The 24,514-nt window shown below is 62.6% G+C and carries 24 protein-coding genes; 16 read left to right on the top strand and 8 right to left on the bottom strand.

Features of this window, described 5'->3' with window-relative positions; genetic code table 11:
• Nucleotides 1-97: 97 nt before the first annotated feature.
• Nucleotides 98-838 (top strand): osmolarity response regulator transcription factor OmpR, encoded by a 741-nt coding sequence (gene ompR, locus AC07VU_RS09735; RefSeq protein ID WP_007925257.1) that lies wholly within the window; start codon nucleotides 98-100, stop codon nucleotides 836-838.
• Between the two features lie 107 nt (nucleotides 839-945).
• Nucleotides 946-2,259 carry an ATP-binding protein gene (locus tag AC07VU_RS09730; RefSeq protein WP_495029781.1) on the top strand — a complete coding sequence of 438 codons (1,314 nt, stop codon included), beginning with the start codon at nucleotides 946-948 and terminating at the stop codon, nucleotides 2,257-2,259.
• 121 nt (nucleotides 2,260-2,380) lie between these two features.
• Here AC07VU_RS09730 and rimK read toward each other — a convergent pair whose 3' ends face one another.
• Both rimK and rimB read right to left on the bottom strand, forming a co-directional pair.
• Complete coding sequence (gene rimK, locus AC07VU_RS09725) at nucleotides 2,381-3,286, bottom strand: 30S ribosomal protein S6--L-glutamate ligase (protein WP_007931744.1); 906 nt, start codon at nucleotides 3,284-3,286, stop codon at nucleotides 2,381-2,383.
• Entirely contained in the window at nucleotides 3,283-3,765 is a 483-nt protein-coding gene (gene rimB, locus AC07VU_RS09720; protein ID WP_007931742.1) for a retropepsin-like aspartic endopeptidase RimB, read from the bottom strand. Before rimB ends, rimK begins: the two co-directional genes overlap by 4 nt.
• Nucleotides 3,766-3,984: 219 nt before the next feature.
• Here rimB and AC07VU_RS09715 point away from each other — a divergent pair, with 219 nt between their 5' ends.
• Complete coding sequence (locus AC07VU_RS09715; protein ID WP_274305244.1) at nucleotides 3,985-4,383, top strand: RNA-binding S4 domain-containing protein; 399 nt, start codon at nucleotides 3,985-3,987, stop codon at nucleotides 4,381-4,383.
• Nucleotides 4,384-4,521: 138 nt separating this feature from the next.
• On the opposite strand, the gene AC07VU_RS09710 is transcribed toward AC07VU_RS09715, so the two are convergent.
• Entirely contained in the window at nucleotides 4,522-5,322 is an 801-nt protein-coding gene (locus tag AC07VU_RS09710; protein ID WP_274305245.1) for a phosphatase PAP2 family protein, read from the bottom strand.
• A 101-nt stretch (nucleotides 5,323-5,423) separates the two neighbouring features.
• Here AC07VU_RS09710 and hslO point away from each other — a divergent pair, with 101 nt between their 5' ends.
• The 10 genes from hslO to AC07VU_RS09660 all read left to right on the top strand — a co-directional run bounded on the left by hslO (nucleotide 5,424) and on the right by AC07VU_RS09660 (nucleotide 16,493).
• Nucleotides 5,424-6,326: an Hsp33 family molecular chaperone HslO gene (gene hslO, locus AC07VU_RS09705; protein WP_277587643.1), complete on the top strand. Its 903-nt coding sequence runs from the start codon at nucleotides 5,424-5,426 to the stop codon at nucleotides 6,324-6,326.
• 179 nt (nucleotides 6,327-6,505) lie between these two features.
• Nucleotides 6,506-8,047 carry a phosphoenolpyruvate carboxykinase gene (locus AC07VU_RS09700; RefSeq protein ID WP_274305246.1) on the top strand — a complete coding sequence of 514 codons (1,542 nt, stop codon included), beginning with the start codon at nucleotides 6,506-6,508 and terminating at the stop codon, nucleotides 8,045-8,047.
• Between the two features lie 301 nt (nucleotides 8,048-8,348).
• Nucleotides 8,349-9,551, top strand: coding sequence for a colicin E3/pyocin S6 family cytotoxin (locus AC07VU_RS09695; protein WP_274305247.1), 1,203 nt, complete (start codon nucleotides 8,349-8,351; stop codon nucleotides 9,549-9,551).
• On the top strand, nucleotides 9,548-9,778 hold the full coding sequence (locus tag AC07VU_RS09690; RefSeq protein ID WP_009041706.1) for a DUF7683 domain-containing protein: 231 nt from the start codon (nucleotides 9,548-9,550) through the stop codon (nucleotides 9,776-9,778). Before AC07VU_RS09695 ends, AC07VU_RS09690 begins: the two co-directional genes overlap by 4 nt.
• Nucleotides 9,771-9,971, top strand: a complete 201-nt coding sequence (locus AC07VU_RS09685) for a bacteriocin immunity protein (protein ID WP_422121717.1) — start codon at nucleotides 9,771-9,773, stop codon at nucleotides 9,969-9,971. The genes AC07VU_RS09690 and AC07VU_RS09685 overlap by 8 nt, the downstream gene beginning before the upstream one ends.
• A 164-nt stretch (nucleotides 9,972-10,135) precedes the next feature.
• The gene (locus AC07VU_RS09680) at nucleotides 10,136-11,311 is read left to right on the top strand and encodes a tetratricopeptide repeat protein (protein ID WP_007931735.1); all 1,176 of its coding nucleotides are present in this window, start codon (nucleotides 10,136-10,138) and stop codon (nucleotides 11,309-11,311) included.
• A 69-nt stretch (nucleotides 11,312-11,380) separates the two neighbouring features.
• A complete protein-coding gene (locus tag AC07VU_RS09675) occupies nucleotides 11,381-12,505 on the top strand; it encodes a polysaccharide deacetylase family protein (RefSeq protein ID WP_277587644.1) in 1,125 nt (374 codons plus the stop codon).
• Nucleotides 12,506-12,714: 209 nt separating this feature from the next.
• Complete coding sequence (locus AC07VU_RS09670; RefSeq protein WP_277587645.1) at nucleotides 12,715-14,649, top strand: RecQ family ATP-dependent DNA helicase; 1,935 nt, start codon at nucleotides 12,715-12,717, stop codon at nucleotides 14,647-14,649.
• A gap of 112 nt (nucleotides 14,650-14,761) precedes the next feature.
• Complete coding sequence (locus AC07VU_RS09665; protein WP_274305250.1) at nucleotides 14,762-15,994, top strand: 3-hydroxyacyl-CoA dehydrogenase; 1,233 nt, start codon at nucleotides 14,762-14,764, stop codon at nucleotides 15,992-15,994.
• Between the two features lie 67 nt (nucleotides 15,995-16,061).
• The gene (locus tag AC07VU_RS09660; protein WP_053259275.1) at nucleotides 16,062-16,493 is read left to right on the top strand and encodes an acyl-CoA thioesterase; all 432 of its coding nucleotides are present in this window, start codon (nucleotides 16,062-16,064) and stop codon (nucleotides 16,491-16,493) included.
• 130 nt (nucleotides 16,494-16,623) lie between these two features.
• On the opposite strand, the gene AC07VU_RS09655 is transcribed toward AC07VU_RS09660, so the two are convergent.
• The 4 genes from AC07VU_RS09655 to AC07VU_RS09640 form a co-directional block, all read right to left on the bottom strand.
• The gene (locus AC07VU_RS09655; protein WP_009041712.1) at nucleotides 16,624-17,103 is read right to left on the bottom strand and encodes a glycine zipper domain-containing protein; all 480 of its coding nucleotides are present in this window, start codon (nucleotides 17,101-17,103) and stop codon (nucleotides 16,624-16,626) included.
• Nucleotides 17,104-17,452: 349 nt separating this feature from the next.
• Nucleotides 17,453-19,801 carry an FdhF/YdeP family oxidoreductase gene (locus AC07VU_RS09650; RefSeq protein ID WP_277587646.1) on the bottom strand — a complete coding sequence of 783 codons (2,349 nt, stop codon included), beginning with the start codon at nucleotides 19,799-19,801 and terminating at the stop codon, nucleotides 17,453-17,455.
• Nucleotides 19,798-20,637 (bottom strand): formate dehydrogenase accessory sulfurtransferase FdhD, encoded by an 840-nt coding sequence (fdhD, locus tag AC07VU_RS09645; protein ID WP_038582969.1) that lies wholly within the window; start codon nucleotides 20,635-20,637, stop codon nucleotides 19,798-19,800. Before fdhD ends, AC07VU_RS09650 begins: the two co-directional genes overlap by 4 nt.
• A 94-nt stretch (nucleotides 20,638-20,731) precedes the next feature.
• A complete protein-coding gene (locus AC07VU_RS09640) occupies nucleotides 20,732-21,619 on the bottom strand; it encodes a LysR family transcriptional regulator (RefSeq protein ID WP_150048466.1) in 888 nt (295 codons plus the stop codon).
• A gap of 138 nt (nucleotides 21,620-21,757) precedes the next feature.
• Between AC07VU_RS09640 and lysM the strand changes: the two genes are divergently transcribed.
• Complete coding sequence (gene lysM, locus AC07VU_RS09635) at nucleotides 21,758-22,198, top strand: peptidoglycan-binding protein LysM (RefSeq protein WP_009046477.1); 441 nt, start codon at nucleotides 21,758-21,760, stop codon at nucleotides 22,196-22,198.
• A gap of 119 nt (nucleotides 22,199-22,317) precedes the next feature.
• Here the strand turns inward: lysM and yrfG are convergent, their stop codons facing one another.
• Nucleotides 22,318-22,980: a GMP/IMP nucleotidase gene (gene yrfG, locus AC07VU_RS09630; protein ID WP_053259276.1), complete on the bottom strand. Its 663-nt coding sequence runs from the start codon at nucleotides 22,978-22,980 to the stop codon at nucleotides 22,318-22,320.
• Between the two features lie 89 nt (nucleotides 22,981-23,069).
• On the opposite strand from yrfG, the gene nudE reads away from it, so the two are divergent.
• Together nudE and cysQ are read left to right on the top strand one after the other, a co-directional pair.
• A complete protein-coding gene (gene nudE, locus AC07VU_RS09625) occupies nucleotides 23,070-23,636 on the top strand; it encodes an ADP compounds hydrolase NudE (RefSeq protein WP_007931715.1) in 567 nt (188 codons plus the stop codon).
• An 11-nt stretch (nucleotides 23,637-23,647) separates the two neighbouring features.
• On the top strand, nucleotides 23,648-24,475 hold the full coding sequence (gene cysQ / locus AC07VU_RS09620; RefSeq protein ID WP_277589972.1) for a 3'(2'),5'-bisphosphate nucleotidase CysQ: 828 nt from the start codon (nucleotides 23,648-23,650) through the stop codon (nucleotides 24,473-24,475).
• The last annotated feature ends 39 nt before the right edge of the window (nucleotides 24,476-24,514 follow it).

Genomic DNA, 24,514 nt, shown 5'->3' with positions numbered 1-24,514 from the left:
GGTTTTCTGGCGGTAGAGGAAAAATCTGCTAACAATGCACACGGTGCGTATAACGGCAGCTACGCCATAATGCGCACCGAGATAAAAGGAGCATCTGATGAGCAGCACTGCACAAACTGCCGAAGGCGAAAAAATTCTTATTGTTGACGACGACCCCGGGCTGAGCAGCCTGCTGGAGCGCTTCTTCGTCAGCAAGGGCTACCGTGCCCGCGCGGTTCCCAACACCGAGCAGATGGACCGTCTGCTGGGGCGCGAAGTCTTCAACCTGGTCGTCCTCGACCTGATGCTGCCTGGCGAAGACGGCCTGACCGCATGCCGCCGCCTGCGCAGTGCGAACAACCAGATCCCGATCATCATGCTCACCGCCAAGGGCGACGAGCTGAGCCGCATCAAGGGCCTGGAACTGGGCGCCGACGATTACCTGGCCAAGCCGTTCAACCCCGACGAGCTGATGGCGCGGGTCAAGGCCGTGCTGCGTCGCCAGTCGGCTCCGGTGCCGGGCGCGCCGGGCAGCGAAGACGAAAACGTCACCTTCGGCGACTACGAACTGTCCCTGGCCACCCGCGAACTCAAGCGCGGCGCCGAAGTGCACATGCTCACCACCGGTGAGTTCGCGGTGCTCAAGGCCCTGGTGATGAACGCTCGCCAGCCGCTGACCCGCGACAAACTGATGAACCTGGCCCGTGGTCGCGAGTGGGATGCCCTGGAGCGTTCCATCGACGTGCAGATCTCCCGCCTGCGCCGGATGATCGAGCCCGATCCGTCCAAGCCGCGTTATATCCAGACGGTCTGGGGCGTGGGTTATGTGTTCGTGCCGGATGGCACCACCACCAAGTGACCGATGATTTGTAGGAGCGAGCGCCCGGGCCGGCAAACGACCCGGGCGCCCGCATTCCGCAACTCTGCGAGCGCGGCTCGCTCCTGCAAAGCGTGTAATGGCTGTTTATGAAAACCCCGCTGTGGTTCCCGCAAAGCTTCTTCTCCCGCACCCTCTGGCTGGTGCTGATCGTGGTGCTGTTCTCCAAGGCGCTGACCCTGGTTTATCTGCTGATGAACGAGGACGTGCTGGTGGACCGCCAGTACAGCCACGGCGTGGCCCTGACCCTGCGTGCCTATTGGGCCGCCGACGAATCCAACCGCGACCAGATCGCCGAGGCCGCTGGGCTGATCAAGGTGGTCGGCAGCGGTGTGCCGGCGGGCGAGCAGCATTGGCCCTACAGCGAGATCTATCAGCGGCAGATGCAGGCCGAACTGGGCGTCGACACTGAAGTGCGCCTGCGCATGCATGCGCCGCCTGCGCTCTGGGTGCGCGCGCCGAGCCTGGGCGACGGCTGGCTGAAAGTACCGCTGTATCCGCACCCGCTGCGGGGGCAGAAGATCTGGAGCGTGCTCGGCTGGTTCCTGGCCATCGGCCTGTTGTCCACGGCGTCGGCGTGGATCTTCGTCAGCCAGCTCAACCAGCCGCTCAAGCGCCTGGTCTATGCCGCCCGGCAACTGGGCCAGGGGCGCAGCGTGCGCCTGCCGATCAGCGATACGCCAAGCGAGATGACCGAGGTGTACCGCGCCTTCAACCAGATGGCCGAGGACGTGGAGCAGGCCGGGCGCGAACGCGAGTTGATGCTGGCGGGGGTGTCCCACGACCTGCGCACGCCGCTGACCCGCCTGCGCCTGTCGCTGGAGTTGATGGGCAGCCACAACGACCTGACCGACGACATGGTTCGCGACATCGAAGACATGGACGCGATTCTCGACCAGTTCCTGGCCTTTATCCGCGACGGCCGCGACGAGTCAGTGGAGGAGGTCGATCTCAGCGATCTGGTGCGCGAAGTGGCGGCGCCCTACAACCAGAACGATGAAAAGGTGCACCTGCGCCTGGAACCGATTCCGCCGTTCCCGTTGCGTCGGGTGTCGATGAAGCGCCTGTTGAACAACCTGATCGGTAACGCCCTGAACCACGCTGGGACGGAAGTCGAAGTCGCGGCCTATGTGTCGGGCGACACCAGCGCGCCTTATGTAGTGCTGAGTGTGATGGACCGTGGCGCGGGCATCGACCCGTCGGAGCTGGAGGCGATCTTCAACCCCTTCACCCGCGGCGACCGTGCCCGGGGCGGCAAGGGCACCGGCCTGGGCCTGGCCATCGTCAAGCGGATCGCCTCGATGCACGGCGGCAATGTCGAATTGCGCAACCGCGCCGATGGTGGCCTGGAAGCGCGGGTGCGGTTGCCGTTGGGATTGTTGCTGCCCAGGGATGCGGTTTGAGCTGTAGCCGCTACCGAAGGCTGCGATAAGGCCGGGCCACGCTGGTCGCAGGACCTTCGCTCGATTTGCGAATGCTGCGTCTGCTACGCAGCCGATCGCAGCCTGCGGCAGCGGCTACAGCTCAGCCTTTTCCTTTGGTCCGGGTCATGTTCGGGCCACCGTTTTTCTCGATGTGCTCGATGATGATCCCCGCCACGTTTTTGCCCGTGGTGGTCTCGATGCCTTCCAGGCCCGGTGAGGAATTCACTTCCATCACCAGCGGCCCGTGGTTCGAGCGCAGGATATCCACGCCCGCCACGCTCAGGCCCATGACCTTGGCCGCGCGCAGGGCGGTCATGCGTTCTTCCGGGGTAATCTTGATCAGGCTGGCGCTGCCGCCACGGTGCAGGTTGGAGCGGAACTCGCCGGGCTTGGCCTGGCGTTTCATCGCGGCAATCACCTTGTCGCCGACCACGAAGCAGCGGATGTCGGCGCCGCCGGCTTCCTTGATGTACTCCTGGACCATGATGTTCTGCTTCAGGCCCATGAAGGCCTCGATCACCGACTCGGCCGCGGTGGCGGTTTCGCACAGCACCACGCCTATGCCCTGGGTGCCTTCCAGCACCTTGATCACCAGGGGGGCGCCGTTGACCATCTCGATCAGGTCGGGAATGTCGTCCGGCGAGTGGGCGAAGCCGGTCACCGGCAGGCCGATGCCACGCCGGGACAGCAGTTGCAACGAGCGCAGCTTGTCCCGCGAGCGGGCGATGGCCACCGACTCGTTGAGCGGGAACACACCCATCATTTCAAACTGGCGCAGCACCGCGCAGCCGTAGAAGGTCACCGAGGCGCCGATCCGTGGAATCACCGCATCGAAACCTTCCAGCGGCTTGCCGCGGTAATGGATCTGCGGTTTGTGACTGGCAATGTTCATATAGGCGCGCAGGGTGTCGACCACCACCATTTCATGGCCACGCTCGGTGCCGGCTTCGACCAGGCGACGAGTGGAATACAGACGCGGGTTACGCGACAGCACAGCGATCTTCATGCAACACCTGTGGCAGAGGTAGTGGACACCGGGAACACCGGTTTGTCTTGAACGTATTTGATCCCTGGATTGACCACCAACTGGCCATCGATCAGGGCTTTGGAACCGAGCAACAGGCGATAGCGCATGGCCTTGCGGCAGGCGAGGGTGAACTCCACCCGCCAGACCCGATCGCCGAGCGCCAGGGTAGTGCTGATCACGTAGCGCACCTGTGCCTGGCCGTTGGAGCTCTTGATGGTTTTCATCGCCACCAGCGGTGCTTCGCAACGCCGGTGACGCAACTGCACCACGCTGCCCAGGTGCGCGTTGAAGCGCACCCACTGCTCACCGTCGCGCTCGAACGGCTCGATCTCGGTGGCATGCAGGCTGGAGGTGCTGGCGCCGGTATCGATCTTGGCGCGCAGGCCGGCGACTCCCAAATCCGGAAGCGCCACCCACTCGCGCAGACCCACGACGGTCAAATGGTCAAATGTCTTCAAATGTGCTCAACCGCTGAGGAACCCGCTCGTACCGTCAAGCGGCCGAATTCGCGGTATTCACGCAGAATAATGGGTAAAAGGCGACAGATATCTAGGCCCGGATCCACAGCGCCCGGACCGGCTGCTGCAGAGCCTCGCATTCTAAACCGAGCCATCGCAATTCATGGCACGGGAGAAACGGTAGTACAGTTCGAAAATATTTCAGAATGAGGACATGCCATGGCACAAAAAGCCGAAGACGACGACAAGGTCCGTCTGGACAAATGGCTGTGGGCGGCGCGCTTCTACAAGACCCGTGCGCTGGCCAAGGCCGCCATCGAAAGCGGCAAGGTGCACCACCGTGGCGAGCGCTGCAAACCGGGCAAGGAGCCGAGGGTCGGCGACGAGTATGAGATACGCACCGGCTTCGACGAGCGCACCGTGGTGGTCCAGGCCCTGTCGATCGTGCGTCGTGGGGCGCCGCAAGCGCAGGCTCTCTATACGGAAACCGAAGCCAGTATTGCCAAGCGGGAAAACGCCGCCGCCCTGCGCAAGGCCGGCGCCCTGGGTGTGAGCACCGATGGCAAGCCGACCAAGAAACAGCGGCGCGACCTGTTCAAATTCCGCAGCAGCGAATAGACCCTTGGCCTTCGAACCCTGCGGGTTCAATCGTCAGCAAGCTGGCTCCTACACAGCCGGCGCACCGCTCAACCCCCTGTAGGAGCGAGCTTGCTCGCGATCCGCGGCAAAGCCGCGACAAGCAGCAAATCCGAAGAATCAGGCCGCCCGCACCACGCTCAGGCGCGACAGCAGCGGTAGCTTGCCCAGCAGGTTGAACAGCGGGTTGGTCGCCCGCAGCAGGAAGTCCGAGGCCTTGGCCGCGTACGGGGTGTAGTAGCCCCAGCCGAGTGCCCAGACCGCTAGCAGTACGCCACCGATATAGTCGTCCTGGCCCCAGTGCGCGCCGGCCACCAAGCGCGGCATCATGAACAGCAGGGTCAGGCCCCAGATCACCAGGAATTGGCCGGCGCCACGGCTGAACACACTCATGAACAGCGCCCAGATCAGCAGCACCGAGGCGTGGTCACCGGGGAAGCTCTGGCTGGAACGGTCCTTGAGCTCCCAGGTTTTTTCCCAGTGCGGGAAATAGTCACTCATGTGCACGGCATCCTGGAGCATCATCGACGGGCTGTCGTGCTGCCAGCCCATGGCGTCGGCGAGCCTGGAGAACAACAAGCGGATAATCAGCATCAAGACCAGGATCGACAGGAAGCCGAAAAAGGCCCGGCGTACGTCCACGGCCTTGAACACCCAGTCACCGCGGATCAAAAGGGTCAGCAGGATCAGCCCGACTATCGCGTCGAAAGGCCGCAGGCTGGCCACGGCCCAGATATGCAGCCAGGTGGAGTTGCTCGCAAGGGGAGCATTCAGCAGGCGGAACAGCCATTCGTCGAACATCACACACAGCATGTGCCCGCTTGGCCATAACCAGAAACCCAGCAGTGCCAGAGGGAGCAAATTGCACAACACCAGCTTGCCGAGGTTCCACCTTGCTTGGAACAAACCCGGATTGTTCATAAAATGCCTCCAATGGCAGAAAATCGCGCACCGTAACAGTGCAAAAAACGCAATTTTCATATCTTGTAACCATTTTGTCATCACTTCAGATACCCAAACCTATGACTCATTTGCCGGATACCGACTTCACCCAACGCTTCATCTTCGATGACAGCGACGCCCGCGGCGAGCTGGTGGCGTTGGAGCGCAGCTATGCCGAAGTGCTCGCCAAACACGCTTACCCGGAGCCGGTCGCGCAACTGCTCGGCGAGCTGATGGCGGCGGCCGCGCTGCTGGTCGGCACGCTGAAGTTCGATGGCTTGCTGATCCTCCAGGCCCGTTCCGAAGGCCCGGTGCCATTGCTGATGATCGAGTGCTCCAGCGAGCGCGAGATCCGTGGCCTGGCCCGCTACGACGCGGGGCAGATCGCCCCGGATGCGACCCTGGCCGACCTGATGCCCAATGGCGTGCTGGCCCTGACCGTCGACCCGACCCACGGCCAGCGCTACCAGGGCATCGTCGACCTGGATGGCGCCACCCTGTCGGAATGCTTCACCAACTATTTCGTCATGTCCCAGCAGGTCGGCACCCGTTTCTGGTTGCATGCCGACGGTCGTCGCGCCCGTGGCCTATTGCTGCAGCAACTGCCGGCCGACCGCCTCAAGGATGAAGAAGAACGCGCCGCCAGCTGGCAGCACATCACCGCGCTGGGCAGCACCCTGACCGCCGACGAACTGCTGAGCCTGGACAACGAAACCGTGCTCCATCGCCTCTACCATGAAGAAGCCGTGCGCCTGTTCGATGTGCAGCCGTTGCGCTTCCGTTGCAGCTGCTCGCGGGAACGCTCGGGCAATGCGCTGGTCAGTCTGGGTCTGGAAGATGCGCAGAAGCTAGTGGTCGAACACGGCGGCAGCATCGAGATCGATTGCCAGTTCTGCAACGAGCGCTACCTGTTCGATGCGGCCGATATCAGCCAATTGTTCGCCGGAGCGGGTGTCGAGTCGCCGTCAGATACTCGTCACTAAAACGGTTCAGCGCAGGTAAATCACCTGGCAAGCGCCGGATTAACGCCGTTCTGACGGGAGGGCCCTACTCTTTTTGGGCTTTTCTGGCATAATCCGGCGCACTTTTTTCGCGGTAGTAGTGCACGACTTTCTACTACAAAACGTTTGGAGCACTCGGCCACTGGCCGACGGGGAACCTCATGACGCAAGCCAATAACGCCGTGTACACCGATCTGAGTGTTGATGATCTGGTCAAAGAAGCCCTGAAGCGCGGTGAAGGCGAGCTTGCCGATACCGGCGCGCTGGTTGTTCGTACCGGTCACCGTACCGGCCGTTCGCCAGTCGATCGTTTCATCGTTGAAGAGCCGAGCACCCAGGACGCTATCGCCTGGGGCCCGATCAACCGCAAGTTCCCGGCCGACAAGTTCGATGCCCTGTGGGCTCGCGTCGAGGCATTCAACAACGCGCAAGAGCATTTTGTTTCCTATGTGCATGTAGGTGCTTCCGACGAGCACTACCTGGCCGTGAAGATGACCACCCAAACTGCCTGGCAGAACCTGTTCGGTCGTTGCCTGTTCATCAACCCGGCCCAGTACAACCCGGCTGGCCGTGACGAGTGGCAGGTGCTCAACGTTGCCAATTTCGAATGCGTTCCAGAGCGTGACGGCACCAACTCCGACGGTTGCGTGATCCTCAACTTCGCTCAGAAAAAAGTGCTGATCGCCGGCATGCGCTACGCCGGTGAAATGAAGAAAGCCATGTTCTCGGTACAGAACTTCCTGCTGCCGGCTGCCGACGTGCTGCCGATGCACTGCGCCGCCAACATCGGTGAAGAAGGCGATGTAACCCTGTTCTTCGGTCTGTCCGGCACTGGCAAGACCACCCTGTCCGCCGATGAAAGCCGTTACCTGATCGGTGACGACGAACACGGCTGGGGAGAGGGCGTGGTGTTCAACATCGAAGGCGGTTGCTATGCCAAGTGCATCGACCTGTCCGAGAAGAACGAGCCGGTCATTTGGAAAGCCATCAAGCATGGCGCCGTGCTGGAAAACGTTGTGCTGGACGATGCCAAGAAGGCTGACTACGCCGACGGCAGCCTGACCCAGAACAGCCGCGCCGCCTACCCGCTGGAGCACGTCGAGAAGCGTTCCGAGAAAAACCTCGGTGGCGAGCCGAATGCCGTGATCTTCCTGACCTGCGACCTGACCGGCGTACTGCCGCCAGTCTCGATCCTCAGCGAAGAACAAGCTGCCTACCACTTCCTGTCCGGCTACACCGCTCTGGTGGGCTCGACCGAAATGGGCTCGGGCGCCGGCATCAAGTCGACCTTCTCCACCTGCTTCGGCGCACCGTTCTTCCCGCGTCCGGCAGGCGAATACGCAGAGTTGCTGATCAAGCGCATCCGCGGCTTCGGCTCCAAGGTCTACCTGGTCAACACCGGCTGGACCGGCGGTGGCTACGGCGTTGGCAAGCGCTTCAACATCCCGACCACCCGTGGCGTGATCGCCGCCATCCAGAGCGGCGCTCTGGTCGGTGCCGAGACCGAGCACCTGGACACCATCAACCTGGACGTGCCACTGGCCGTTCCAGGCGTCGAAACCGGCCTGCTCAACCCACGCAATACCTGGGCTGACAAAGCCGCCTACGACGAGGCCGCCAAGGCCCTGGCCGGCCTGTTCATCGAGAACTTCAAGAAGTTCGACGTGAGCGACGCCATCAAGGCTGCCGGTCCGAAGCTGTAAGCATCGGGCAAGTGGTTCAAGAAGCCGCCCTTCGGGGCGGCTTTTTTATGGGCGTCATTCAGTCCTGTTCAAACACTAGGCGGCTTGTCCGGGCGGTTCAATAAGCCAGATTCGACGCGATTTGTAGGGTAAATCCTTGTGTCCTGTCGTAGACCGTTTAGGGCCAATCGCAGGGCATGAACGAAAAAGAAAAGTCGCTCGACCAGCTCGGATTTGCCTGACAGCCAGGGCCCCCTCGCACTGGTTACCGTGAGATCCCCGGTTGAAGGCCGGGGTTTCCCAGGCGACCGAGCAAAGGACTATGGCCCGCAACAAGGATGTGTCCCAGGTATGGCAGCACTACGACGCTGACGGCGGTGGTTATCGTCGCCTGCGCGATATGACTGCGAGCGAATTGGCCGAGCGTGATGAGGCGCAGCAGGGTTACGAGCAGATGCTCGCTCGTCAGCAGGCCTATGAAGAGCGGCTGCCGACCACACAGATGGAATCGCAACCAACGCCCGTCGGTTGCGTATTTGCCAAGTCTTGCAAGCTGCCGAACGCAATCATCGACTACGTCACCCCGACGGGCTTCATACCCACTGATTCGGTGGCGAATTACGGCGCGTTGACGCTGTTGGGTGGCCGTGAGGTCGAGGCGGGTGGGCGCGTACCCCTCAAGCGCATCAGCGGCGCGCTACCGGCCAATCTCGGTGCCTTGGCTCTGAGTGGTGTCTCCGTGGGCTCCGGCACCACCGGCAGTGGCTTGGGGCTGATCTCCTCGGGCGTGGCGGCCGGTGCGTTGCTGGGGCTGGTGGCCTTGCTTGCTCCATCGAGTTTGGGGGACGGTGCGCTGTACAGCGAAGAGCAACTACGCAACCTCAAGCAGGCCCGCACCCGCTTGCGCCTGCGGGTTGAACAGCAGGCCGATGGCAGCCTCAAGGGCTACGGTTTCAACACCCAGGGTCGCCGCGAGTGGGAAATGATTCCGGTGGCTGAGTTTGAGGTTCGTGATGAGCAGCAAGTGGCCGATCTGGGTGATGGCATCATCCTTATCTGGACTCCAGCGGTGGACCCCTCGAGCACCGCAGGGATACCACCGCTCGAAGCGGCGCCACAGACACCACCGATCTGGATTTTCCCGCCGACGGAAGCGGCGGAGCGGATCATCGTGAGTCCGATTTATCCGCCGGAGTATCGGGATTTTATTCTGGTGTTTCCGCCGGGGTCTGGAGTTCAGCCGCTGTACATTGTGCTGAGCACACCGGTATCAGGATATGTTCCTGCACCGAGCGCCTTGCCTGGCTTTCCTGATGCTATTAGGGCAAAGCGGAAAACTTCTGTCCAAGGAGGTGGTGGGCGGCGTAAGCGATGGAAAACGGCAAAAGGACTCATTTTAGAATGGGACTTTCAACATGGCGCAGTTGAAATGTATGACAAGCACGGCCGCCATCTTGGCGAATTTGATCCGCTTACTGGTGAGCAAACTAAAGCAGCCGACAAAGCAAGGAGCGTAGAACCATGAAGTTTCTCGTTGAGGCTTTTGACAAGAAAACCGAGATGTTGGTTTTTGACGTAGAGCTGCCGGCCGACTGTGACGAGCGGGTGAAAGAGATCATGGGCTGGACAGTGGACCCTCAAGGTTGGGAAGGCTATGACCTGAGTGCAGAGCAGTTGGTGGAGTTTGAAAAGATCACGGAGAAGAAATTTGATCTCTGCGCATACGATTTCCAACTGACAGCTAATGGCTGAGTATTTTCGGAGGGGCACTGAAAAAGAAGTGGATGCGCTTGTACCCCATTTCCAAAAGTTGAGAGAAGACCCAGCAGGCTCCGATCTGATTTTCTACCCAGAGGACGGTGCCGATGGCTCGACCGAAGGCATCACACGGATAGTGAAGGAGTGGCGAGCGGCTAATGGTTTGCCCGGTTTCAAATCTGTCTGAAAAGGTTTTGCCATCCCGGCCCCTCAGCAAACTTCAGGGGTTCCCGCAGCCCCCATCTTTCCCAATGGATTAGCAAGCAAATCCCGAAAAAACTGTGTATCGTGCGCGCGAAATCTGCCGGGTACCTTTGGGTGCCGACTTCATACACTTAAAGGGAATTAGGTATGCGATTGTTTCGCGTGACTTCGATTTTTTCGTTGTGGGCATTGGCGTTTTCGGTGACGGCGCAGCAGCTGCCGGTCGAGGTGCTGAGTGCGGTGGTCAAGGACCAGAAGATCGCCGACGCCGAAGTGCTGGTGCAGCGCAATGGCGCGCAGAGCGTGGTTGGTCGTACCAATGCTCAAGGCCAGGTGACCCTGACCACCGACTTCGCCGATGACCCCAGCAACCTGCTGATCATCAAGAAACCCGGCTATTCCAACCTGGTGGTCAAGTGCCCGTGCAGCGGCATGACCTACGCCATCAGCCCGGTGATGCAGAACCTCGACGGTCTGCGCGTGGTGCTGACCTGGGGCGCGAACCCCAGCGACCTCGACTCGCACATGATCTTCCCGGGCAACAACATCTACTTCCGCAACCAGCAAGGCGATGACGCCCACCTGGACGTCGACGATGTCGACAGCTACGGCCCGGAAACCATCACCCTGGAAAAGAAACACTACGGCGAAAGCTATGTGTACGCGGTGCATGACTACAGCAACCAGAGCCGCCCGGCGTCCCGCCAGCTCTCTGCCAGCCAGGCCAAGGTGTTCGTGTACATGGGCCAGTCGCTGGTGCGCACTTACTACGTGCCGCAGGACCGCAGCGGTAACCTGTGGACCGTGTTCCGCATGACCGGCAATGGCGACTTCCAGGACATCAACACCCTCAGCGGCGTGACCGTCGACGCGCAGGACGTGCTGAACGAAGTATCGCCGCTGCTCGACGACAAAGTGGAAGTGGCCGCTGTCGCTGTCAGCAGCAGCGCGCAAGCCGATGCGAAAACCCTGAACCGCAAGGGCGAAGAGGCTTACCACGCCGGTAACCTGCAGCAAGCCATCGACTTCTACCGTCAGGCCATCGAGCTGAACAACGGCTACGGTCAGGCCTACAGCAACCTCGGCCTGGCCTATCAGAAAGCCGGCAACACTGCCGAGTCGATCTGGGCCAACCGCAAGGCCATCGCCCTGGCCAGCGGCAACTCGGCGGCCACCGTGCGCGCCAGTTCCTACTACAACATCGCGCGGATCTACGAAGCGGCCGGCCAGTTCGCCGATGCCCTGCGTCACTATCAGTTGGCCAAGCAGCAGAAGGCCAACCCGGTGTACGACAAAGCCATCGAGCGTGTGCAAAACCGTTGATTCACGGGTGTTGATCTGACCCCCATAACGCGCCGTCCCACGGCGCGTTATGCATTTATGGAGGTTGTTATGCGGGTTCTGGTTGTTGCTTTGATGTTGTCCCTGTGGACGGCCGTTGCCCAGGCTGCCGGCCCGATGGTGTTCGCCACTATCGACCGCAGCACCTGGCCGGGTTCGCTGGCCACGCAAGCGGGTTTCGATACCGCCTCGCGCGCGGAAATCCTGATGTTCGGTAAGGCCCTGCTGGCCAGCGAGGCGCTGGACGATGCGAGCCTCAAGCAGCGCCTGGGCGTCAAGGCGCTGGACCATCATTCGGTCGAGCAAGTGCGCGATCGTTTCTGGATACGCCTGCTCAGCAGTTACCACAGCGCCAGCCAGGATTGTGAAGGTGCCGCCTTCTGCCCGCCGGTGCGTAACCTGGATGACTTGCGGCAACTGGCCCAGGGCTTCACCGGGACGGTCAGCCCGGCCTATGACGCCTGGGCCCAGGCAAGCCGCCAGTTTCATGAGCAGTACCTGAACGAACAGCTGCGCCTGGCGGCCTTGTTTCCGAAGATCAGCAGCGAGATCGAACGTTTCGACAGCGCCGAGCTGATGGGCGACGAGTTGGCGGACCGGCAGTTTCTGCTGACCTTCGACGACGGCCCGACGGCCGCGGGCGGCCACACCGATACGCTGGCCAATGTGCTGCGGGCCAACGACCTGCATGGCCTGTTCTTCGTGCTGGGCGAGCCGTTCCAGGCGCGTCTGCGCAAGTCGTCGCCGGCGCAAATGCGTGAGTTGTACAGCGGCCAGTGCGTTGCCCTGCATGGCTGGGAACATAAGTCCCATAGCGCCTGGAGCGAATGGCAGCAGTCCATCACCCGTTCCGCGACCCTGGTGCGCGGCACGTTGCCGGATGACTACCAGCCGCTGTTCCGCCCGCCTTATGGCCAGCGTTCGAGTGACAGCCCGGCGTTCTTCAAGGCCCAGGGCATCAAGGTGATGCTCTGGGGCATCGACTCCCAGGACTGGAGCAAGAGCATCAGCGCCAGCGCGGCGAGCCTGCGGGTGCAGACCCTGATGCTGCTGTGGCGCCGGGGGATCATTCTGTTCCACGATATTCACAACAAGGCGCCTGCCGCAGTGCCGGCGTTGATCGCCGCGAACAAGAGCAATGGCGTGAAGTGGGTGGATTGCCGCGCGACGCGCTAAGAGCACGATTTCTATCGCGAGCCATCGCGCATCGACCGGTGCCCGATGGCTTGCGATACACCCCGAAAAACTCCGCGTCATCCCCAGCCGAACGCTGCTCTCCGTCCCCCTGTATCATCCCGTATCCTTTTCCTCCCGACCTTTTCTCGACCCGCTGACTGGCCGCGCTAGGCTTCAAGGCACGTCAGCGGTCAAAGGAGTGACAGCTCATGCACAACACCCTCGAACAGGTCTTCGGTTATCCACAGTTCCGTCCCGGCCAGGAGGCGGCGGTCAGCGCGGTGCTGGCCGGGCGCTCGGCGGCGGCGATCTTTCCCACGGGCTCCGGCAAGTCGCTGTGCTACCAGCTGCCGGCCTTGCTGCTGCCGCACCTGACCCTGGTGGTCTCGCCGTTGCTGGCGCTGATGCAGGATCAGCTGGCGTTCCTGCAACGGCACGGCATCGCCGCGGCGAGCATCGATTCGGCGCAGAGCCGCGATGACGCCAACGAGGTCATGGCGCGGGCGCGCTCCGGTGAGCTGAAGATCCTGATGATCTCGGTGGAGCGCCTGAAGAACGAGCGCTTTCGCAACTTTCTGCAGCAGGTGCGGATCTCCCTGCTGGTGGTGGACGAGGCGCACTGTATCTCCGAATGGGGCCATAACTTTCGCCCCGACTACCTCAAGCTGCCGGACTACCAGCGCCAGTTCAACATTCCCCAGGCACTGCTGCTGACCGCTACCGCCACGCCCAAGGTGATCGCCGACATGCAGGCGAAATTCGCTATCGCCGGGCAGGATGTGGTGACCACCGGTTTCTACCGGCCCAACCTCAACCTGCTGGTGGAACCGGTGCGCGGACAGGACAAGCGCCGGCGCCTGGTGCAGTGGATGAGCGAGCGTCCTGGGCAGCCGAGCATCGTCTATGTCACCTTGCAGAAAACCGCCGAGCACATCGCCGAGCATCTGAGTCGCAACGGCATCCAGGCCCAGGCTTATCACGCCGGTCTGCCCCATGAGCAGCGCGAAGCCATCCAGCGCCAGTTCATGGCGGGCCAGTCCAATTGCATCGTCGCCACCATCGCTTTCGGCATGGGTATCGACAAGAGCGACATCCGCAATGTGGTGCATTTCGACCTGCCCAAATCCATCGAGAACTACAGCCAGGAAATTGGCCGCGCGGGGCGTGATGGCCAACCTTCGGACTGCCTGGTGCTGGCCAACCGCGACAGCCTCAACGTGCTGGAGAACTTCGTCTACGGCGACACGCCGGAGCTGGAAGGCATTCGTTGTGTGCTGGACGAGCTGCAAAATGCAGCACCCGACGGGCAATGGGAGTTCCTGCTGGGGCCGCTGGCGGACCAGAGCAATATCCGCCAGCTGCCGCTCAAGACCTTGCTGGTGCAGCTGGAACTGCGCGGCCTGATCGCGCCGCGTTACGCCTACTTCGCCGAATACCGCTTCAAGTTCCTTGAGGAACCGCAGGCGCTGCTGGCGCGTTTCGAAGGTGAGCGCCGGGACTTCGTGGCGGCGATCATCGAGACCTCCAGCCGTGCCCGGACCTGGGCCACAGTGAATTTCGACGCGCTTTATCAGCAGCATCAGGCCGAGCGTAACCGGGTGGTGAAGGCCCTGGACTACTTCCAGGAAAAGGGCTGGGTCGAGCTGGAAAGCAAGCAGATGACCGAGGTCTACAACCTGCTGGAGACGGGCTTCGATGCCGCGACCCTGAGCCAGCAACTGCATGCCTACTTCAAACAGCACGAAAGCAGCGAGATCGCGCGGATCCACGCGATGCTCGCACTGTTCGCCACCGAGCAGTGCCTGGGGTATCGCCTGGCGCAGTATTTCGGCGACGACCAGGCACCGCAGCGGTGCGGGCATTGCTCGGTATGCCATGGCCAGGTGGCCCGCCTGCCGGAGCCGCCAGCCTTGCCCGCGCTTGTGGATAAAAACTTCGAAGCGCTGTGTGGCGAATTTATCCACAGGCACCACCAATACAGCGGCACGGTTCCAGGGGCGGAACGGCTGACGCGCTTTCTCTGTGGGATCAGCGTGCCGCTGTTCACCAAACTCAAGGCGCGGTCGATCCCGGGTTTCGCGGTGCTCGAGGATTATCCCTACGCCGAAGTGCGCGATTGGGCCGAACATCATCTCCAGGATTGATACCTGCCCGATCCATCTGCTGAATGCCGCTCATCACAGGAATAAATTTCAAAAATGTCCTGGGCCTGATTATGGTGGTTTGCGTCTTTGAGCCACCTACAGGGGAGCCACTATGAGCCAGATCGATATTCAGCGCGCCGCGGTGATCGGTGCCGGGACCATGGGCCGCGGGATCGTGATGTGCCTGGCCAATGCCGGGGTCGTGGTGCAGTGGGTGGACAACAATCCGCAGATGCTCGAACAGGCGCTGACAGCGGTGACCGAGACTTATGCACACAATGTGCGTCAGGGGCGGATCGATCAGGCAGAGGCCGATGCGCGCCGGGCCCGGATAAGCGCGGCGGCGGATTATCCGGCGATCCGCGATGTGGATCTGGTGATCGAGGCGATCTACGAGAACCTCGAGCTGAAGCAGCAAATCTTCCGCGAACTCGATGGCCTGCTCCAGCCGCGGGCGATCCTCGCCAGCAATACCTCGGCGCTGGATATCGACGCCATCGCCGCAGTCACCCGGCGCCCAAGACAGGTGCTGGGCCTGCACTTCTTCAGCCCGGCCCACATCATGAAGCTGCTGGAAATCGTGCGGGGCGCCGCGACTGCGCCGCAGGTGCTCGAGGCCGCGCTGGTGCTGGGCGAGCGCATGGGCAAGGTCAGTGTGGTGTCCGGCAACTGCCCTGGATTCATCGGCAACCGCATGTTGCGCACCTATGTGCTGGAGGCGCGCAAGATGTTGCTGGAAGGGGCTTTCCCTTATCAGGTGGATGCCGCATTGCAGGGCTTCGGTTTTGCCATGGGCCCGTTCCGCATGTACGACGTGGTCGGCATCGACCTGGAATGGCGCGCCCGGCAGCTGGCCGGCAAAGGCCAGGAGGCGCACGAAGTGCAGGTGGATAATCGCCTGTGCGAGGCGGGTCGTTTTGGCCAGAAGAGTGGCAAGGGTTATTACCACTACGAGCCCGGCAGTCGTCAGGCCGAGCACGATGTGCAGGTCGATGCCCTGGTTCAGGAAGTCAGCGAAGGCCTGGGCTACCGTCGTCGCGACATCGGTCCCGAGGAAATCCTCGAGCGCTGCCTGCTGGCGCTGGTCAACGAAGGCGCGAAGATTCTCGAGGAAGGCATTGCCGGCTCGGCCCACGACATCGACCTGGTGTACCTCAACGGTTATGGCTTCCCGGCGGACAAGGGCGGGCCGATGAGCTGGGCGGACGGGCAGGGGCTGGTATCCATCCAGCAAGGGTTGCTGCGATTGCAAGCCGAGTCGGGCGTGCATTGGAAGCCGGCGCGGTTGATTGACGAGCTGGTGCAGGCAGGCAAAGGGTTTGCCGATCACCGGGCCATCGGTTGAAATAGGCGTCGCCGGATCGACCCCGTCATGGTCGCCTTCCAGACACCTCGCCTTCGAGAACCCGCCAATGACCGACCGCATGCCGCAACGCGCTGACTACCGCCACTTCCAGCCCATCATCACGCGCTGGCACGACAACGATGTGTACGGTCATGTGAATAACGTCACCTACTACAGCTTCTTCGACACGGCGGTGAACACCTACCTGATCGAGGAGGGCGGCCTGGATATCCATGATGGCGAGGTGGTGGGCTTCGTGGTGAGTTCGGCCTGCGATTACTTTGCCTCGATCGCTTTCCCCGAGCGCATCGAGATCGGCCTGCGTGTCGGCAAGCTGGGCAACAGTTCGGTGCAGTACGAGCTGGCGGTGTTCAAGGCGGGGGAAACCGATGCCTGCGCGGCGGGGCGCTTCGTGCATGTGTTCGTCGATCGGGCATCGAATCAGCCGGTAGGGATTCCCGCCGGGCTGCGTGGAGCGCTGGAACGCTTGCTGGTGTAAGGCACAAAAAAGACCGCAGCCTGCTTCGGGCGGCTCCTTGGGGTTCATCCCGGGGGTGATGAACCCTGTCTGGCAGGAGCTGCCGTCAGGCTGCGGTCTTTGTGTCAGCGGGTTGCGACCGTTTCAGGTCTTAGTCGCGCCAGTGACGTTTGTGCTTGCGATGCCCGTAGGCATGGCCACGACCCGGATGGCCGTCGCGGTAGTAGCGACGGTCGTCGTCGTAGTCGCGGTAGCGGCGATCGTCACGATCGCTGGAGTTGCCCATATGGTTACCCAGTGCGCCACCCACACCACCGCCCGCGGCTGCGCCGATCAGGCTGCCAGTGGTGCCCCCCACGCTGCGACCGACCACGTTACCGCCGGCTGCGCCTAGCGCACCACCGATAGCGGCTTCGCCACGGCTGCGTCTGTCGGCACCCACGGCACTGCCGCCCGCGCCGCCCAATGCGGCACCGATGGTGGAACCGGTGTTGCCACCAATCGACTGACCGACGACCGAGCCTAGAACCCCGCCCAATGCGCCGCCCACACCTGCTTCTGTGGTGCCGCCGGCAGAGGCGACGCCGCTGACCAGGCCAAGGGACAACAAGAGAATCGAGGAGAACTTCATAGAGGAGCCTCAAAGGGATGACGGCGCGATCCTGAGGCTGTGTTGAGGCGCTTACAATCGAAATCCGACGAATAGCACGAGTTGTACACAATCTCGTAACTTATTGTTTTTAGTAGGGAACTTATCCCGTTTTTGCGAGTCTGTAGCTACTTGGAAAAGGCCGCTTCTGGATGGAGGTGGCCTTTTTTGTGCCTGCGATTTCGCTTTCGCTGGAACACCTCGCCGATCGTAGCCGCTGCCGCAGGCTGCGATCGGCTCCGTAGGAGACGTTGCTCTTGAGGGCCCTGGAAGGCGCTGCGCGCCTTATCGCAGCCTGCGGCAGCGGCTACAGGGCCAGCGATTTCGTCGATCAGGCCGACCGGGCCATGATCAAGCCGCTGTCGCTGGCCGCTTCCAGGCGGATCGCGACGAACTTCGAGGTCGGGGTGTAGCTGCCGTCCCCGATGCTTTCCAGCGGCACCAGCGGGTTCACCTCTGGGTAATAGGCCGCGGCCTGCCCAGCCGGAATATCGAAGGCCAGCAGGGTGAAACCCTTGACCCGACGCTCGCGGCCGTCATCCCACAACGACACGATGTCGGCTTTCTGCCCCGGCTTGAAGCCCAGGCGGATGATGTCGGCTTCGTTGACGAACAGCACGTCGCGCTGGCCCTTCACGCCACGGTAGCGGTCGTCCAGGCCGTAGATGGTGGTGTTGTACTGATCGTGGGAACGCATCGACTGCATGATCAGGTCCGGCAACTGCCCGGTGGCGCGGGTGCGTTCGTGCACCAGATCCTTGGGCAGCAGGTTCGGGCGGAAATTGGCGCGGCCCGATGGAGTGTTCCAGCGCCGCGCGCCGGCCGAGTTGCCGAGGTAGAAGCCGCCAGGGTTTTTTACCCGCTGGTTGAAGTCCTTGAAGCCGGGAATGGTGTCGGCGATCAGGTCGCGGATACGGCTGTAGTCGGCCACCAGCCAGTTCCAGTCCACCGGATGGCTGCCCAGGGTGGCGGCGGCGATGCCGGCGAGGATCGACGGCTCCGAACGCATCTGTGGCGACAGCGGCTGCAATTGGCCGTTGGAGGCGTGGACCATGCTAAAGGAGTCTTCCACCGTCACCGCTTGCGCGCCTTCGCTCTGCAGGTCGATGTCGGTGCGGCCCAGGCACGGCAGGATCAGTGCCTCCTTGCCATGGGCCAGGTGGCTGCGGTTGAGCTTGGTGCTGATCTGCACGGTCAGGTCGCAGTTGCGCAGGGCCTGGAAGGTCCGCGGGCTGTCCGGGGTGGCCTGGGCGAAGTTGCCGCCCAGGCCGATGAAGACTGTCGAACGGCCTTCGAGCATGGCGTGGATCGCCTCGACCACGTTATGGCCGCTCTCGCGTGGCACCTTGAACTGGAAGCGCCGCTCCAGGGCGTCGAGGAAGGCCACCGGCGGCTGTTCGTTGATGCCCATGGTGCGGTCGCCCTGCACGTTGCTGTGGCCGCGCACCGGGCACAGGCCGGCGCCCGGACGGCCGATATTGCCACGCAGCAGCATCAGGTTGGCGATTTCCTGGATGGTCGGCACCGAGTGGCGATGCTGGGTGATGCCCATGGCCCAGCACATGATCACGTTCTTGCCCTTGGCGTACATGCGCGCCGCGCGCTCGATCTCCACCAGGGTCAGGCCGGACTGCTCGACGATGTCGTCCCATGGGGTGTCGTCGATGACGCTCAGGTAATCCAGCACGGCGGCGGTGTGTTCGTTGAGGAAGTCGTGATCGAACACCGCCGGCGCACCAGTCTTCTGGGCGTCGCGTTCCCATTGCAGGAGGAACTTGGCCATGCCGCGCACCACCGCCATGTCGCCGCCCAGGGCCGGGCGGAAGTAGGCGGTGTTGGTCGGCTTGTTGCCGTTGGTGAGCATTTCGATCGGGTGCTGCGGATGCTGGAAGCGTTCCAGGCCGCGTTCTTTCAGCGGGTTGATGCACACCACCTGGGCCCCGCGTTTCACCGCTTCGCGCAGCGGCTCGAGCATCCGAGGGTGGTTGGTGCCGGGGTTCTGGCCCCAGACGAAAATCGCATCGGCATGCTCGAAGTCGTCGAAGGTCACGGTGCCTTTGCCGACGCCGACGCTTTGCGCCAGGGCCACGCCGCTGGCTTCGTGGCACATGTTCGAGCAGTCGGGGAAGTTGTTGGTGCCATAGGCGCGCACGAACAACTGGTACAGATACGCCGCTTCATTGCTGGCGCGACCCGAGGTGTAGAACTCGGCCATGTTTGGGTTGGGCAGTGCCCGCAGGTGCTTGCCGATCAGGGCGAAGGCGGCTTCCCAACTGATGGGCTTGTAGCGATCGGTTTCGGCGTCGTAGCTCAGGGGCTCGGTCAGGCGGCCCTGGTATTCGAGCCAGTAGTCGCTCTGCTCCAGCAGCGAGCTGACGCTGTGTTTGGCGAAGAACTTGCCATCCACACGGCGTTTGGTGGCCTCCCAGTTCACCGCCTTGGCGCCGTTCTCGCAGAACTTGACCATGCCGCTTTCCGGCGAGTCGCCCCAGGCGCAGCCCGGGCAGTCGAAACCGCCGTTCTGGTTGGTCTTGAGCATCATGCGCAGGTTTTTCAGGGCGTTGTCACTCGTCAGCCAGGCCTGGGCGACGCTGATGAGCGCGCCCCAGCCGCCGGCCGGGCCCTTGTAGGGCTTGTAGCGCGGGGTGGGTGTCTGGTCGGCTTGGTGATGAGTGGTCACGCTTGTTTCTCCATCGCAGGGCTATAGACCCGTGGCGCACTTTTTTGCGGCAGGTGAATGAGATTGAGGTTGTGTCGGCGTGCCCATTGCAGGGCCAGGCCGGTGGGCGCCGACAGACTGACCAGGGTCTGGATGCCGGCACGCAGGACTTTCTGGATCAGTTCCAGGCTGCAACGGCTGGTGACGATGGCCACGCCGCCGGCAGTAGGTATGTTCTGGCGGATCAACGCACCGATCAGCTTGTCCAGGGCGTTGTGCCGGCCGATATCTTCACGGCCCAGCAGCAACTCGCCCTGGGCGTTCATGAACACCGCCGCATGCACCGCGCCGGAGTGCTGGCCCAGGGGCTGGAAGGCGCTGATGCGCTGGCGCAGGCCATCGAGCCATTGGGCGGGCGGCAATGGCGCGCCGGGCAGCACCTTGAGGTCCGGCAAGGCCTGTTCCACGGCTTCCACGCCGCACAGGCCGCAACCGCTGGTGCCGGCCAGTTGCCGGCGTTGCTGCTTGAGGTTCCAGAAGGCGCGGCTGGAGATCTGCACCTGGGCGTACTGGGCCGAACCGCTGCCGCTCAGTTGCAGGTCGTAGATGTCCGAGGCGTCGCCGATGATGCCGCTGCCGAGGCTGAAGCCGACGATGAAGTCTTCCAGGTCGCTGGGGGTGACCAGCATCACGGCCTGGCTGATGCCGTTATAGGCGATCGCCAGCGCAACTTCCTCGGCGAGCGCGGTGCTGGCCGATTCCGTGTGGTCGAGGTTGCTGTAGCAATAGTTCTGACTGGCGGCGGGCGCGGGCGTTTTCGCAGTGGGCGTCGCGCAAGCCGGGCGCTGGGGTTTCATGGGGCATCACCGGCGGAATATCCAGCCCTAAGACTAAGCGCGTCAAAGTGTCGCGTCTAATTGCTAGTACTGATGTGCCGATAGATGCCGTCGATCAAGACTCGCTCGGTGATTTCTGCTGCAGGGTGAAGCACGCCTCGGCCAGGGCCGAGCGCGGTGCGCTGCGGCGCATGATCAGGCCCAGGTGCGCCAGGGTGTTGGCGTCTGCTATGGGCTGCAGGCGCAGGTGTTCGGTGAGGGCTTCCAGGCCGCCGTCCAGCGGCATGATCGCGCAGCACAGGCCGCCATGTACGGCTTGCAGCAATTGATGCACCGCATCGGTCTGCAGCAGCGGTTGTGGGGTGAGGCCGCGACTGTGGAAGTTATGGTCGATGGACTGGCGAAAATGCATGCCGCTGGTCAGCATGCCCAGCGGCAGTTCGATCACCGCCTCCCAACTCAGGGGCTGTTCGCCGAAGCTGAAGAAGCGTTGGTCGTAGAGCAGGCCCATGCGGGTTTCGCCCAGGGCCAGGGATTCGAAGCGTTCGCTGTCCAGGCGCTCCAGATAGGAAACGCCGATATCCAGGCGATTGCTCGCCAGCTGTTCGAGGATCTGCTCGGAACTGAGCGCCGACAACTCGAAGCGCACGTTCGGGTGCGCCTGGTGCAGGCGCTGCATCAGTGGCAGCGGGTCGAAGCTCGACAGCGGTACCACCCCCAGGCGCAGGGTGCCGACCAGATTGCCGCGACAGGCGGCCGCCTCGGCCTGCAACCCGTCGTAGGCGGCCAGCACGCTGCGGGCCCAGGCCAGCACCCGTTCCCCCGGAGCGGTGAAGCCCTCGAAACGCTGGCCGCGGTTGACCAGCGGCAGCTCGAGTTCTTCCTCGAGGTTGCGCAGGCGCATGGACAGGGTCGGCTGGGTGATGTGGCAGCGCGCGGCGGCCTGGCCGAAGTGGCGGGTTTCGTCGAGAGCGATGAGGAATTTCAGCTGCTTGATGTCCATCTTCGCTTCCTGGGCGCGGGGGGAGGCGATTCTAGCGTGCTTGCCGTGCACAGCGTCATCGGTCGATTTTGAACCTCGTCTCTCAAGGCTGGTCTAGTCTTTCGCGTCTGGACCTATTAAACCCAAGGAGTGTGCACCATGAGTATTTTTAGCTTTGTGAAAGAAGCGGGCGAAAAGCTTATCGATTTGTTGACGCCGGGTAACGCCAATGCGAGCGAACAGCTGAAGGAGCACATCGCCAAGGTCGGCCTGGGTAACCCCAACGTCCAGGCTACCGTGGAAGGCGACAAGGTCATCGTGACCGGCGAAGTGGCCAGCCAGGAAGAGAAGGAAAAGATTCTGCTGGCCGTGGGTAACATCGAAGGTGTCGGCAGCGTCGACGACCAGATCACCGTCACCGGTCCTGTGGCGGCTGCCGCGCGTTTCGTCACCGTGAAAAAAGGCGACACCCTCAGCGCCATTTCCAAGGCCGTGTACGGCGACGCCAACAAGTACAACAAGATCTTCGAGGCCAACAAGCCGCTGCTGTCGCACCCGGACAAGATCTATCCGGGCCAGGTACTGCGCATTCCCGAGTAATGCTCGGTCTGTAGCCGCTGCCGAAGGCTGCGATAAGGTCCGAAGGACCTTTGGCGATCAACATCGCTACGACCGTTTCACGGTCGATCGCAGCCTGCGGCAGCGGCTACAGGATTGCTCTACAACCCTTCGATCAATGCTCGATAGTCCCCCAGCGCGGCAAATTCCGCCGTGTCCTTTGGCCCCTTGCGGCTGTCCGGTTCACTCACCGCCAATAGATGAGCCACGCCAAAATTCCGCGCGCTGCGAAGGATCGGCAGGGTGTCGTCGATAAACAGGCTGCGTGCCGGATCGAAGCCGATATCCGCTTGCAACGCATCCCAGAACTGCGGGTTCTCCTTGGCGAAGCCGTAATCGTGGGAACTGATCAAACGTTCGAAATAGGGCGCCAGCTCGACTTTTTCCAACTTCAATGACAACGAATCGCGGTGCGCATTGGTGATCAGCACCACGCGTTTGCCAGCCTGCTTGATCGCCGCGAGAAAGGTATCGGCGTCCGGGCGCAGGGCGATCAGGTGGGCGGTCTCCAGCTTCAGTTCGCGCACCGGCAACTTCAGTTCGGCGCTCCAGAAGTCCAGGCAATACCACTGCAACTGTCCGGCGTTACGCTCGAACAGCGGCTGCAGTTCCATTTCCGCCATGGCGCGGCTGACGCCATGCAGCTCGGCATAGCGCTGGGGCAGGTGCTCCATCCAGAAGTGGTTGTCGTAGTGCAGGTCCAGCAAGGTACCGTCCATATCCAGCAGAACGGTATCGATGTCGCGCCAGGGCAGTGAAGGCATGGAAAACGTCTCGAACGGGAGAAAGATATCCGACACAAACAATCGGGAAAGCCGCGTTATAGTAGCGCGTTCACGCCAAGGAGCCTTTTATGCGCCAGAAACCCACCGTACTCGCCCGCGAGATCGTCGCCACCAGCCGTCTGTTTTGCGTCGAAGCGGTGCAGTTGCGCTTTTCCAACGGTGTGGAGCGCACCTACGAGCGCCTGGTGGGCAAGGGCGCGGGCTATGGCGCGGTGATGATTGTGGCGATGCTCGATGCCGATCACGCGGTGTTGGTCGAAGAATATTGCGGCGGCACCGACGCCTACGAGCTGTCGCTGCCCAAGGGCCTGATCGAGCCTGGCGAGGATGTGCTGGCCGCCGCCGAGCGTGAGCTCAAGGAGGAGGCCGGTTTTGGCGCGCGGCAACTGGAACACCTGACCGAGCTGTCGTTGTCCCCCGGCTACATGAGCCAGAAGATCCAGGTGGTGCTGGCCACCGACCTCTACGAGGAGCGGCTGGAGGGCGACGAGCCCGAGCCGATGCGCGTGGACAAGATCAACCTGCGCGAGCTGTCGAGCCTGGCGCAGAACCCGCAATTCACCGAGGGCCGCGCCCTGGCCGCGCTGTATCTGGCCCGCGACCTGCTGACCCAGCGCGGCGCCTTCCAAGCATGAGTGAACCATCGATGAATTTTCCCCATCCGTTGCTGGCGCCGGTGATCGACCTGGCCTTGCAGGCAGGCGAAGCGATCCTGCCGTTCTGGCGCGCCAACGTTGCCGTCACCAGCAAGGCCGACGAGTCGCCGGTGACCGCCGCCGACCTGGCGGCCCATCACCTGATCGTGCAAGGCCTGACCGCGCTGGACCCGAGCATCCCGGTGCTCTCCGAAGAAGACGCCGACATTCCCCAGGACGTGCGTGCCGGCTGGCAGCGCTGGTGGCTGGTGGACCCGCTGGACGGCACCAAGGAGTTCATCTCCGGCAGCGAAGAGTTCACCGTCAATATCGCCCTGATCGAACAGGGGCGGGTGGTGTTCGGCGTGGTGTCGATGCCGACCAGCGGTCGCTGCTATTTCGGCGGCGCCGGCCTCGGTGCCTGGCGCGCGGACAAGGGCCAGGCGCCGGTGGCGATCCACGTGCGTGACAGCCTGACGGCGGGCGAAGCCTTCACCGTGGTCGCCAGCCGTCGCCATACCAGCCCCGAGCAGGAGCGTCTGCTGGCCGGGTTGAGCGCGACCCTGGGTGAGTTGCAGCTGGCGAACATCGGCAGCTCGTTGAAGTTTTGCCTGCTGGCCGAAGGCGCGGCGGATTGTTATCCGCGACTGGCGCCGACCTCGCAGTGGGACACCGCAGCGGCCCAGGGCGTGCTGGAGGGCGCTGGAGGCGAGGTGCTGGATCTGAATGGCGCGCCGTTCTGCTACCCCGCGCGGGAGTCGCTGCTCAATGGCTTCTTCCTGGCGCTGCCGGCCAAGGCCGCATGGCGTGGGCGCTTGCTGGAGCTGGCGCGCGGCTGATCCCTGTAGCCGCTGGCGCAGCCTGCGCGCGAAGCGGCT

It is taken from the genome of Pseudomonas sp. GW821-FHT02B10 (assembly GCF_059421865.1).
This window is presented reverse-complemented; position numbering and strand designations above follow the sequence as displayed.

Excerpts from the sequence above, each read along its gene's own strand:
- AC07VU_RS09675 (WP_277587644.1), top strand. The coding sequence starts at position 11,381 with ATGCGGGTTCTGGTTGTTGCTTTGATGTTGTCCCTGTGGACGGCCGTT.
- yrfG (WP_053259276.1), bottom strand. The coding sequence starts at position 22,980 with ATGCCTTCACTGCCCTGGCGCGACATCGATACCGTTCTGCTGGATATG.
- AC07VU_RS09690 (WP_009041706.1), top strand. The coding sequence starts at position 9,548 with ATGAAGTTTCTCGTTGAGGCTTTTGACAAGAAAACCGAGATGTTGGTT.
- AC07VU_RS09670 (WP_277587645.1), top strand. The coding sequence starts at position 12,715 with ATGCACAACACCCTCGAACAGGTCTTCGGTTATCCACAGTTCCGTCCC.
- rimK (WP_007931744.1), bottom strand. The coding sequence starts at position 3,286 with ATGAAGATCGCTGTGCTGTCGCGTAACCCGCGTCTGTATTCCACTCGT.
- fdhD (WP_038582969.1), bottom strand. The coding sequence starts at position 20,637 with ATGAAACCCCAGCGCCCGGCTTGCGCGACGCCCACTGCGAAAACGCCC.
- nudE (WP_007931715.1), top strand. The coding sequence starts at position 23,070 with ATGCGCCAGAAACCCACCGTACTCGCCCGCGAGATCGTCGCCACCAGC.
- AC07VU_RS09660 (WP_053259275.1), top strand. The coding sequence starts at position 16,062 with ATGACCGACCGCATGCCGCAACGCGCTGACTACCGCCACTTCCAGCCC.
- cysQ (WP_277589972.1), top strand. The coding sequence starts at position 23,648 with ATGAATTTTCCCCATCCGTTGCTGGCGCCGGTGATCGACCTGGCCTTG.
- AC07VU_RS09685 (WP_422121717.1), top strand. The coding sequence starts at position 9,771 with ATGGCTGAGTATTTTCGGAGGGGCACTGAAAAAGAAGTGGATGCGCTT.
- AC07VU_RS09700 (WP_274305246.1), top strand. The coding sequence starts at position 6,506 with ATGACGCAAGCCAATAACGCCGTGTACACCGATCTGAGTGTTGATGAT.
- AC07VU_RS09640 (WP_150048466.1), bottom strand. The coding sequence starts at position 21,619 with ATGGACATCAAGCAGCTGAAATTCCTCATCGCTCTCGACGAAACCCGC.
- hslO (WP_277587643.1), top strand. The coding sequence starts at position 5,424 with ATGACTCATTTGCCGGATACCGACTTCACCCAACGCTTCATCTTCGAT.
- lysM (WP_009046477.1), top strand. The coding sequence starts at position 21,758 with ATGAGTATTTTTAGCTTTGTGAAAGAAGCGGGCGAAAAGCTTATCGAT.
- AC07VU_RS09695 (WP_274305247.1), top strand. The coding sequence starts at position 8,349 with ATGGCCCGCAACAAGGATGTGTCCCAGGTATGGCAGCACTACGACGCT.
- AC07VU_RS09730 (WP_495029781.1), top strand. The coding sequence starts at position 946 with ATGAAAACCCCGCTGTGGTTCCCGCAAAGCTTCTTCTCCCGCACCCTC.
- AC07VU_RS09715 (WP_274305244.1), top strand. The coding sequence starts at position 3,985 with ATGGCACAAAAAGCCGAAGACGACGACAAGGTCCGTCTGGACAAATGG.
- AC07VU_RS09680 (WP_007931735.1), top strand. The coding sequence starts at position 10,136 with ATGCGATTGTTTCGCGTGACTTCGATTTTTTCGTTGTGGGCATTGGCG.
- AC07VU_RS09710 (WP_274305245.1), bottom strand. The coding sequence starts at position 5,322 with ATGAACAATCCGGGTTTGTTCCAAGCAAGGTGGAACCTCGGCAAGCTG.
- ompR (WP_007925257.1), top strand. The coding sequence starts at position 98 with ATGAGCAGCACTGCACAAACTGCCGAAGGCGAAAAAATTCTTATTGTT.
- AC07VU_RS09665 (WP_274305250.1), top strand. The coding sequence starts at position 14,762 with ATGAGCCAGATCGATATTCAGCGCGCCGCGGTGATCGGTGCCGGGACC.
- AC07VU_RS09655 (WP_009041712.1), bottom strand. The coding sequence starts at position 17,103 with ATGAAGTTCTCCTCGATTCTCTTGTTGTCCCTTGGCCTGGTCAGCGGC.